We start from the raw sequence: 10824 nt of genomic DNA on the forward strand, positions 1-10824 counted from the left end.
CCCCGGCGGTGCAATCACAGACAGGTCGCATTTAGAACCGCTTGCCCTCTCCCCCACCCCTCTCCCACTGACATGGGAGAGGGGAGCGCATAGCCGTGGCACGCTAAATTACCCACCCGCCAACCGCCTCTCCATATCCTCCACAACCTGACTCGCCACGCGCTGTCTCGCCAGCTTCCTCCAGCTCTCCGCCAGACAAGGTAGCTCGGCCATCTCGGCAAGCGCCGCATAGTTGAGTCGATCCACGTAGAGCACATGCAGCAAACGCTGCAGCGTCCATTGCGGATAGGGACGGTTCACCAGCTCCAGCCGGTCACCCGCAGCGATCTCGCCTTCTTCGATCACTCGGTAATACCACCCCGTCCTGCCCGAGCCCTGCACGGCACGCGACATGCCAGCAAACCCGAAACGGTGATTGAGTTTCCAGCACGGCTGGCGCGCCTGCGATACTTCGAGCAATGCAGTGCCGAGCCGATAACGATCCCCCACGCAGACATCGGCCTCGGTCACGCCCACGGTGCTCAGGTTCTCGCCGAACGCGCCCGGTTGGTCAAGCGGCGCCACATTGCCGCCCTGCCCGGCCAGTTCCTGTCGCCAACCCGCATAGTGATCGCGCGGATAGTGGTGCAGCGCTTTCTCAGGGCCGCCGTGATGCCTGGGGTCGCCCTGTTCGTCGATATCCAATCCGACTGTCGTGACACGCACCGGACCGTCGACTGGGGATTTGGCGATGCCGCTCGGCACGCCCTTGGGTCCGAATGGCTGGAGTCGGCCTGCCATAACGGTATCGACAACAATCACAACCCTGCCTCCTCCATCCAGCGCGCGAACATCAGTTCGCCCGCACTGGCTACCGTCGCGCCAATTTCAGCAGTGCGGCGGCGGATGGTGCGGGGATCGACGCCCGCCTTGGCGAGTTCGACGGTATGGCCGATCAGCCAGGTCTCGATGTCGCCCGCCTTGACCTCGGGGTGGAACTGCAGCGCCAGCACATGCTTGCCGATGGCGTACGCCTGATTCGGCGTGGCTGCGGTAGAGGCCAGTCGTTCGGCACCCTCCGGCAGGTCGAAGGTATCGCCATGCCAGTGCAGAACTTCCCAGTCGGCATTGGCGAGCAGTGCCAGCGGCGACCTCTTGCCGGCTTCAGTCGGCTGGATCGGCGCCCAGCCGATTTCGCGTGTCCCCGGATAGACCCTGGCGCCCGACGCCGCGGCAATCAGTTGCGCGCCCAGGCAGGCACCGATAATCGGCAAACCCGCTTCCAGACGTTGGCGGATCACGGCAATCTCGGCTTCCAGCCATGGATAGGCTTCGGTTTCATAGACGCCGATCGGGCCGCCCAGTACCACGAGCAGGTCCGCCGGATCGGTCTGCACCAGCGTCAGGTCATCGACGCCCGCCTGGAACAGGCGGATCTCATGGCCGCGATCGCGCGCGACATCGCCAATCACACCTGCATGTTCAAAGGCGACGTGCTGGATCACGTCGGTGCGAGGCTGGCGCCTGGGTTCGGTCATCGGAAGGCACTCCTGCTCGGAAGTTGGTAGGCCCGTCTCCCGGGAACGGGAGAGGCGAAAACCGGATGGTACTGCCAAACTCCGCCCGCCGTCTTATCTAGGGTTTCGGCTTTCCAGGTTGCAGGACCAGCGTGTCGAAACTGTCGCCACCGGGATTGCGCCGATGTCCTCCAATCGTGACAAACTCCACACGCGCCCACTTGTCCGTCCAGTCCCGATAGTGCGGCGACAACGCGTTACCAGACTGCCCCGTCGATGCCATGAAACGAGAATCGGACAAGTCCGCCAGATCGTAGATGGCACGCAGGCTCGCCGCATGGGTGTTTTCGAATGGCGCGTTCTCGTCGCGCAGGCTGTGGCGTCCGACATCGACCGTATAGGTATCGCCACCCGTGCGCACCCGCACGTTGAACAGGCTGTTGAGGTACGGCACCTTGCCGAACGGCTTGTGTTCGGAGCGCGCCGTATGCGCCTTGCCCCAGCGCCACTTGCCCGCATCGTCGCCATAGCGGCGGTCCAGGTCGGCGATGGCGCGCTGCCATGCCACGCCGATCGCATCCGCACAGGTCTCCCGCGTGGTGGTGCGTGTGTTGTCGCACCAGAACGCGCCAAGGCCAGTGGGATCGCGCAGCGCGTTCATCATCGGCTGCTGCACGTTACGCTGCTCCCAGAGCTTGCCGAACAGCGGATCGCCCACCTTGTCCTCGAACAGCACGCGCGACAGTTCACGCAGCCATGCAGTGGCCACCAGCGGCTCTGCGCGGTCGGCGGCCATCGTGGCATCCCACTTGCGCAGGGCGTCGAGCAGATCGCGCTGGCGGGCGGGCAGCGATTTGTCGCTGGCTACTGGTGCGGCCAGCAGCAACGGCAGCGCGTCGCGCACGGCCAGCGACAGTACATCTTTCTGGATCGCGCCGAAGGATTCCGGCGTATGGCGCGGCGTGGCATCGAGCAACGTCTGGATGCGCTGGGCGCGATATGGCACGGTCCATTCGCTAGTAATGAAGTGCGGATAGTTGTCGTCGACAATCTTCTGATTGGCCGTGACGATCATCCCGTTGGGCGGGTTATACCGCTGCGGCAGTTCCTCGAACGGGATGAAGCCCTGCCAGTCGTAGCGCGCGTCCCAGCCCGGTGCCGGCGCCAGCCCCATCAGGTCGTTGTCCGCGCGGCGGATCGGCACCAGCCCTGGCGCGATAAAACCGATGTTGCCATCGACATCGGCATAGACCATGTTCTGCTGCGGCGCGTGGAAGTCGCGCAGCGCGGTGGTGAAGCTCTTCCAGTCCGTCGCCATCCCCATGCGCAGGCTGGCCTGGAAAGTCTTGTCGTCGGGCCGCAGCGCCGTCCACTGGAAGGCGACCACATACCGCTCGCCCAGCGGCTTGGCCGCCGCGCGGATCGGCTCGGCCACATCGGACATGACCGGGCCATGGCGGGTGGTGCGCACCTGCATCGAGACATCCGACTCGCCCTTCACACGTATGGTCTCGGTACGGGTCACAAACTCGGCCCAACCGTCCGGCGTCTGATAGCGCTTGGGATTGGCCGGGTCGATCCGTTCGATGAACAGGTCCTGCACATCGGGTGCCGTGTTCGTGAATCCCCACGCGATGCGTTTGTTGTGGCCCAGCACCACGAGCGGCGCGCCAGGCAACGTGGCGCCGGCCAGTTCGATCCCTGGCGCCTGGAGATGCGCGAAGTACCAGAGCGCAGGCGCCTGCAGCCCCAGATGGGGATCGTTCGCCAGCAACGGCTTGCCGCTGCGCGTGTGCGCGCCCGATACCACCCAGTTGTTCGACCCCATGCCCTCCACATAGCCGGACGGGGCATGTTCCATCACCTGCGCCATGGCCGTGGCCACCGGGGCCAGGTGCCGATAGAAGTTGGCGTAGTCCATCGTCCGCATGGGCTTGTCGCCAGGGTACGGTGCCAGGAGTTCGGCAATCCGCGAGGTGGGCAACTGCTGGGCCAACCCCATGCGCAACACTTCCTGCGACCAGTTGCCGCCGAGATCCCAGGCCATCATGGTCTGCCAGCCGAGCGTATCCACTGGCTCCCAGTGTTCGGGCTTGGTGCCGAGGATCAGGAATTCGGGGGGCAACGCCGATTTGCGCGTGTCGATGAACGCGTTCACGCCATCGGCGTAAGCCTGCAGCACGGCGCGGGTCTCGGGCGAGGCGCGCGCGTAGACCTCCTCCGCATTGCGCCGCACACCCAGCGTGCGCAGGAACCGGTCATTGTCGAGCGCTTTCGGTCCGAGGATTTCCGCGAGCCGGCCCGCCACGATGCGCTTGTTCATCTGCATCTGCCACAGGCGATCCTGGGCATGAACATAACCCAGCGCGTAATAGGCATCGAGCGCGTTGGCCGCCTGGATATGCGGCACGGCGTTGCGGTCGCGCACCACCACCACGCGGTCCCGCAGGCCGGAGAGTTGCAGCGTGCCAGCCGTATCCGGCTGCGACGCCTGGCGATACCAGATATAGGCGCCGATGCCGCCGGTGACGGTCAGCAACAACACGCACAGCAACAACCAGCCCAGCCTCTTGAACCAGCGCATCGGACCATCTCCCCCTTTGGAAACCCGCAAGCATCGCAGATTTCCGTCGATACAAAAATGCCCGGGCAGGCCGGGCATCGAGATTTCAGATCGGAATTTTCACGGTATCCGCTCGGATGCCGCTCAGGCAGGCTTCTTCAGTTGAAGCGACTTGTATTCGAGGAATTCCTCCAGTCCGAATTTGCCGCCTTCGCGTCCGTTACCCGATTGCTTGAACCCGCCGAACGGCGCGTTCATGTTGAACGGACCACCGTTGATATCCACCTGTCCGGTACGGATACGACGTGCAACCTTGATGGCCCGCGCCTCGTCGCCGGACCACACGCCGCCGCCCAGGCCATAGACGCTGTCGTTGGCGATGCGGATGGCGTCTTCCTCGGTGTCGTAGCAGATCACCGACAGCACCGGCCCGAAGATTTCCTCCTGCGCCACCGTGGCGCGCGGATCGACATTGCCGAGCACGGTGGGCTTGACGTAGAAGCCACGGTCGAAGCCTTCCGGTGCGTCCGGTCCACCCGCCACCAATTCCGCGCCCTCTTCCAGCCCGCGCCGGATGTAGCTGGTCACGCGACCCTTCTGCACATCGGAAATCAGCGGTCCCAGGCGGGTCGTTTCAGACATCGGATCGCCCAGCGTGAAGCCTTCCACGACCTTGGCCGCAATCGCCTTGACTTCGTCGTAGCGGGTACGCGGCACCAGCATGCGGGTATGGGCCGAGCAGGTCTGGCCCGAGTTCAGGAAGCAGGCGCTGATCGTACCCTTGACGGCCGATTGCAGGTCCGCATCGTCCAGGATGACCGATGCCGACTTGCCGCCCAGTTCCAGCGCCACGCGCTTGACCGATTGCGCGGCCAGTTCGGACACGCGCTTGCCGGCGCGGGTTGAGCCGGTAAACGACACCATGTCCACTTCGGGATGGCTGGCCAGTACCTCGCCCACCACCGGGCCGAAGCCGGTGACAAGGTTGAACACGCCAGGCGGCAGACCGGCGGCCTCGATGACCTCGGCCAGCACGAATGCATTGAGCGGCGCCACTTCCGATGGCTTGAGCACCACGGTGCAGCCGGCGGCCAGCGCGGGTGCCACTTTCAGCGTGATCTGGTTCAGGGGGTAGTTCCACGGCGTAATCGCCGCCACCACGCCCACCGGTTCACGGATGACCAGCGAATTGCCAACCTGCTCCTCGAACGCAAAATTCTCCAGCAGCGTGGCGGCCTGGCCCCAGTTGTAGACGGGGCCGCCTACTTGAATCGCGCGGGCCAGCTTGATCGGCATGCCCACTTCGCCGGCGATCAGCTGCGCCAGTTCCTCGGTGCGGTCCTTCAGGCCCTCGGCGATCTTGCGGATATAACCGGCGCGGACGGCCGGCGACGTATTCGACCAGCCATCGAAAGCCGCGCGGGCGGCGGCGATGGCGTCTTCGGCATCACGGGCATGGCCTTCGGGGATGGTCCCCATGACAGCCTCGGTGGCCGAATGGATGACTTCGATACTTCCCGTGCCGTGCGGAGCGACCCACTTGCCGTTGATAAACACTTTGTCTCGTTGTTGCATGGCCACAGCCCTCGTTAGGTGAATCGGCGATTGCAATTTTTTTTGTTACTTTTATGGTGCCCCACATTGTAGAGCGGTTTCCTGTTATGGAATTCTTGCGGTTCCAACAGTCTCACCGTACAGGTGGCGATAATCGGCCGCGCACCATTCTTCCGAGGGGCCTCGCCGCGGGCGGCCGAATCATAAAAAAGGAGCGAGACATGGTCGACCCGATCTATCAAAAGACGGAAGCAGGTCAGGAGGAAATTCGTACCCGCGCCCGCAAGCTGGACCAGAAGTTGCGCGCGCTGTTGCTGATCGTGAACGGGGAACGCAGCAGATCGGCGCTATTGGCGCAAGTCAGCGGCATGGGCGTGAGCGACGCAGCGCTCGACACCCTGCTCTCCCAGGGACTCATCGTGCCGATCCCGGAACCCGTCAACGCAGCGCCACCACCTCGCGCCGGCAAGCCTGAACCGGCCCGCACCCGGCCGGAAACCAACCTCTTCGCCGCGTACTCGGGATTCAATTCGGCTGACGGCAAGGGCATCGACGACCGCTTCGACGTCCTTGCCGATACCACCATCGCCCCGGCGATGACTCCCGCACCGCCTGCGCCAGTCGCTCTTGCCGGTGCCGACAACTACCAGCGGCTCTACCACTTCTTCACGGATGTGATCGGCAATCACCTCGGACTGCGCGGGTACGTCATGCAGGTCAAGGTCGAAAAAGCCTCCACCATCGTCGAACTGGCGGCATTGCGCGATGTGTTGGGTACCGCGCTGCAGAAAGCCAAAGGCGACATCACGGCCCACGCGATCATCGATCAGCTAGATGATCTGCTGGCAGAGATGGGGGTGGCGCCGGCACGGTGATGTTGTGCTGACGTGCGGCGCTATGCGCTCCCCTCTCCCGCATCTGCGGGAGAGGGGTGGGGGTGAGGGCATGCGGTGCAAATTGCGACTTGTCGTGGATGGATGCGCCGGCCCTCACCCCTAGCCCCTCTCCCGCGTGCGGGAGAGGGGAACCGGGAAGCGCGATAGTGAGACGCTAGGCTTATGCGCCCTTCCCTTCCGCCTGCGGCAACGAACCATCCACCGCCGGCGTCGCCGGCATCCCCACCGTATACCAATCCACCTTCCGCGTCACCGCCATGATCACCACCAGCGTGACGAAGAGCAGCGCGGTCCCAAGCACCAGCGCGTTGTCCTCGGACACCAGCAGGCCGTAGAGCGCGCCGTAAAGCGCCGTGAGCAGCGCGGCGAAGCCGAGGCCGCGTTGCCAGCTGCGCAGCACGAATGTCAGGTAGAAGCCTAGCAGTCCGATACAGGCGGCGCTGGCGATGATGTACGCCACCACGAAGTCCACATGTTCCGAGAGGCTGACCAGCAGCAGGAAGAACATCGCCAGCGCCAGGCCCGCCAGCAGGTACTGGATGGGGTGGATGCGCAGCGTCTTGACCAGTTCGAACAGGTAGAGTCCGGCGAACGTCAGCAGCACGAAAAGCAGGCCGTACTTCACGGCGCGTTCGGCCTGCACGTAGATGTTCACCGGCTCCATCAGCGTGACCGATGCCGACTGCAAGTGGCTCACGTCTTGCGACGACGCCAACTGTTCCCGCACTCGGGTATTGAACGAGGTAATCGACCAGTCCGCGCGGAAGCCGTCCGTGGACACCGTTCGCTGGCGCGGCAGGAAGTCGCCATCGAAGCTGGGGTGCGGCCACGGCGACTGCATGCTGAACTGGTTCAGGCCTGCCACTGGCGTGAAGGCCATCGAGCGGGCGCCGAGCACCGAAAGCTTCATCGAGAACGGCACGATGCGCGCATCGGCCGGCTTGCCCGCCATGCCGCTGGCATCGATACGCGCATGCAGGCCCTGCGGCAGGCTGGACAGCCGCGTGCCCTGCAGCATTTTCAGCGCCGCGCCGCCGAGTTCGATCACCGGCTCCGACACCAGACCCCGCATATCGGCCACGCCCACCATCACATAGGGCTGGCCCATGTCGAAGCGCACGTGGTTCGTCGATTTCGTCAGATCCACGGTCGACTTGGGATCGGGCAGTTCGATGGTCCCGTTCAGGTCGCTGGCAGTCTCATAGACGATGGTCTTGTGAATGCCACGGTAGCGTTCGCTGGGCGTGACCACGGTCCGCACTTGCAGCGTCTTGGGGAAGATCAGGATCTGGCGCGATTCCTCGCGATAGGTGGTGGCCGGTTTGAAGGTGGCGGGCGCTTGCGGTGCCGTCCGATCGACCGCAGGCGGATCGGCGATGACTTCCTTGAAGGGCACCACGATGATCGGACCCGTCAGGGTCTGCGGACCAGCATAACTCTGCCAGATACTGCGCTCGGCTTCATCGCGATAGGCACCACGCTCGCGCACGATGCCGAGCACCATTTGCAGGGCGATCCAGAGCAGCAGGATCACGCCGCCAATCATCAGAATGCGGAAAATCAGAGGTTTGTTCATGGACGTCTTGAGGTGTCGAGTGGACATGCCGCAAGACTAGCCAGCGTCTGTGGGCGCGCCGAGGGCCCGATGTGAAACGTCTGTGAAGCGCCGGTGAAGCCTCTTGCCGCGTTCAGCCCGACACGGGCAGTGTCAGGACCGCACTCGCCCCACCGCCGAGCCGATTCCCCACGGTCACCTCGCCACCGTGCAGGTGCGCCACCTCGCGCACCATGCACAATCCAAGCCCCGTACTGCGATCGCCACCGGGACGCGGCAGCGAATAGAACCGCTCGAACAATCGTCCCGTCGCGTAATCAGGAATCCCGGGGCCGCGATCCTCGACCCGGATCACGACGCCATCCTGTTGCGATGCCGATTCGAGAGCGATATCGATGACCGAGCCAGACGGCGCAAAATCCAGTGCGTTTTCGAGAAGGTTAACGATGGCCTGTCGCAACAGAAACGCATCGCCGGTCACGGCAGGGATTGAATGTGCAGGCGGCTGCCAGCGCAGCTGTACATTGCGTTGCCGCGCGCGAGGTTCCAGCGACTGCACGATCTGCGCGATGTCGTCGGCCAGCGGCACCGGCTCGCGGTTTTCAAGCCGCTGCCGCTGCTCCACTTCGGCGAGCGCGAGCAACTTGCGGATTAGCTGGTCGAGCCGCTGCGACTGGCTGCGGATATTGCCAAGAAACCGCGCGCGATCGGCGGCAGGCATATCTTCCTGCAGCAGTTCAGCCGCCCCGCCGATGGCGGCCAGGGGACTTTTCATCTCGTGCGTCAGCGTGTGGATGTAGTGCTCCACGTATTGCTTGTCTTCGAGCCGCAAACGCATGGTCTCCACAGCGCGACCCAGCTCGGCCAGTTCGCTCGCGCCGCGCAGCGGCATCTCGGCACGCTCGCCAGCGGCCACCGCGCGCGCGTAGCGCTGCAGCTTGCGCAGGCCGAACACAAGCCACAGGGTGCAGCCCACGCCAATCACAGCCGCGCCGCCAATCAGCAACATCCCATACGTGAGGATCTTGCCCTGGCTGCGCGCGATAAACGGCGCCATGGACTGATTCGGCTTGGCCACGGTCAGCGCGCCGACAATCGCATCGCCATCGCGGATCGGCGCCGCCACGTACATGATGGTGCTGGTCTCGTCGTTTGGGTCGGACCGCGTGCTGCGCGCGCCGTACTTGCCCTGGAGCGTCAGATAGACATCGTTCCAGCGCGAGTAGTCGGCACCGATATCGGTCCCGGTAGAATCAAAGCGGACAATGCCCTGCGCGTCGGTGATGTAGATGCGATAGCCGATGACGTCCTTGTGCAGGCCCCAGACGCTGGCATCGACGGGACTCTCACGCAAGTTCTCCAGCCGCCTGGCGAAGTTGCCGTCGGCAACGTGGCCGCTCTTGAAGTCGTCCGCAGCAAGCACCGCCAGTACGTTGGCGGTATCGACGAGCGTATCTTCCATGGCCTGCCGCACGCCCGGCTTCACCTCCTGCACGAACACGCGCAGCGTCAGGAACGCCGCCAGCCCCACAATCAGGAAGAAGCCAAAGAAGATGCGCAGGCCGATATGCATGGCGGGAAGGTCGGAGTTCGCTCAGGTTTCGAGCGAGTAGCCCATGCCGCGATGGGTGCGGATCGGGTCGGCACCCGGATCGATTTCGCGAAGCTTGGCGCGCAGCGTCTTGACGTGTGTGTCGACGGTGCGATCGACGGTATCGAGCGCATCGTGCCAGACCAGATCCATCAGTTGCGGCCGTGCATAGATGCGGCCGGGGTGCTGCACCAGCACGGCGAGCAGCCGGTATTCGTAACGGGTCAGGTCAAGCCATCGGCCCCGCCATGCCATCCGCGCGCCATCGGAATCGTGATGGAAGCCGTCAGGAAGAACCGGCGCCGCAGCCACGGGCGCTGACGCCACCGCCCCGCGTGCCCGGCGCAGGATCACGCGCACCCGGGCCGCCAGTTCGCGCGGCGAAAATGGCTTGACCACGTAGTCATCGGCACCGATCTCCAGGCCGACGATGCGGTCGATCTCTTCGTGGCGAGCCGTGAGGAAGATGACCGGCACATCCGAGAAGGTGCGCAGTGTGCGGCAGACCTCGAAGCCGTTGATGTCAGGCAGGCCCACATCGAGGATCACGAGGTCGGGTCGTTCGGCACGCAGCCGGTCGAGCGCCTCGCCGCCCAGCACGCAATGCGTGGCCTGCATGCCGTCGGTGCGCAGGGCATACAGAATGGTGTCGGCAATCGCGGATTCGTCTTCGACGACGAGAATGGCTGGCGGCTTCATCGCCGCATTATCCGCCATCGCGCGACGGTTCGGGCACATCAAGCAGATATCGGAGGCGACGCAGAAAGGCGTCGAGGTCAAGCGGACGGCGACGGTGCATGGCAGAACTCCTTTTGAGTTGGAGTTGCCAGTGTCGATGGGGGTGGTGAGGGGATTGTGTGGTGGGGGTGAAGCGGGGGAGACGGTCTCACCCGTTCCCTGTTATCGGCTCCCCTCTCCCGCGCGCGGGAGAGGGGTTGGGGGAGAGGGCCAGCGGTCCAAATTGCGGTTAGTCGGCAAGCAGAACTGCCTGCCCTCTCCCCCGCCCCTCTCCCGCAAGGCGGGAGAGGGGAGCAAAACCTCGGGAAAGAAACCCTGAGAAACTAAGCCTCAATCCCCTGCGACTGCAGGTACTCGTCGTACGTACCCAGGTAGTCGGTGATCGTACCGTCCGTGCGGACTTCGATCACGCGCGTGGCCAGGCCATTGAT

General features: G+C 64.2%; 9 protein-coding genes. 1 reads left to right on the plus strand and 8 read right to left on the minus strand.

The features are described from left to right. Positions 1 to 108 precede the first annotated feature (108 nt). The 4 genes from ABDB81_RS22570 to ABDB81_RS22585 form a co-directional block, all read right to left on the minus strand. Positions 109 to 780 carry an MOSC domain-containing protein gene (locus tag ABDB81_RS22570; protein ID WP_346813640.1) on the minus strand — a complete coding sequence of 224 codons (672 nt, stop codon included), beginning with the start codon at positions 778 to 780 and terminating at the stop codon, positions 109 to 111. A 17-nt stretch (positions 781 to 797) separates the two neighbouring features. Continuing rightward, a complete protein-coding gene (locus ABDB81_RS22575; protein ID WP_137928503.1) occupies positions 798 to 1517 on the minus strand; it encodes a glutamine amidotransferase in 720 nt (239 codons plus the stop codon). A 97-nt stretch (positions 1518 to 1614) separates the two neighbouring features. After that, positions 1615 to 4080 (minus strand): penicillin acylase family protein, encoded by a 2466-nt coding sequence (locus ABDB81_RS22580; protein WP_346813641.1) that lies wholly within the window; start codon positions 4078 to 4080, stop codon positions 1615 to 1617. A 123-nt stretch (positions 4081 to 4203) separates the two neighbouring features. Continuing rightward, positions 4204 to 5634 (minus strand): aldehyde dehydrogenase family protein, encoded by a 1431-nt coding sequence (locus ABDB81_RS22585; protein WP_346813642.1) that lies wholly within the window; start codon positions 5632 to 5634, stop codon positions 4204 to 4206. Positions 5635 to 5834: 200 nt separating this feature from the next. On the opposite strand from ABDB81_RS22585, the gene ABDB81_RS22590 reads away from it, so the two are divergent. Then, entirely contained in the window at positions 5835 to 6488 is a 654-nt protein-coding gene (locus ABDB81_RS22590) for a hypothetical protein (RefSeq protein WP_137928506.1), read from the plus strand. Positions 6489 to 6669: 181 nt separating this feature from the next. On the opposite strand, the gene creD is transcribed toward ABDB81_RS22590, so the two are convergent. The 4 genes from creD to ABDB81_RS22610 form a co-directional block, all read right to left on the minus strand. Further along, entirely contained in the window at positions 6670 to 8085 is a 1416-nt protein-coding gene (creD, locus tag ABDB81_RS22595; RefSeq protein ID WP_346813643.1) for a cell envelope integrity protein CreD, read from the minus strand. Positions 8086 to 8197: 112 nt separating this feature from the next. Continuing rightward, positions 8198 to 9637, minus strand: a complete 1440-nt coding sequence (gene creC / locus ABDB81_RS22600) for a two-component system sensor histidine kinase CreC (protein WP_160472487.1) — start codon at positions 9635 to 9637, stop codon at positions 8198 to 8200. Positions 9638 to 9658: 21 nt separating this feature from the next. After that, positions 9659 to 10354 carry a two-component system response regulator CreB gene (creB, locus tag ABDB81_RS22605; RefSeq protein WP_346813644.1) on the minus strand — a complete coding sequence of 232 codons (696 nt, stop codon included), beginning with the start codon at positions 10352 to 10354 and terminating at the stop codon, positions 9659 to 9661. Positions 10355 to 10716: 362 nt separating this feature from the next. Then, on the minus strand, positions 10717 to 10824 hold a 108-nt coding region (locus tag ABDB81_RS22610), incomplete at its 5' end, for an ABC transporter ATPase (RefSeq protein WP_346813645.1).

It is taken from the genome of Cupriavidus sp. DL-D2, from assembly GCF_039710735.1.
Lineage (GTDB): Bacteria > Pseudomonadota > Gammaproteobacteria > Burkholderiales > Burkholderiaceae > Cupriavidus.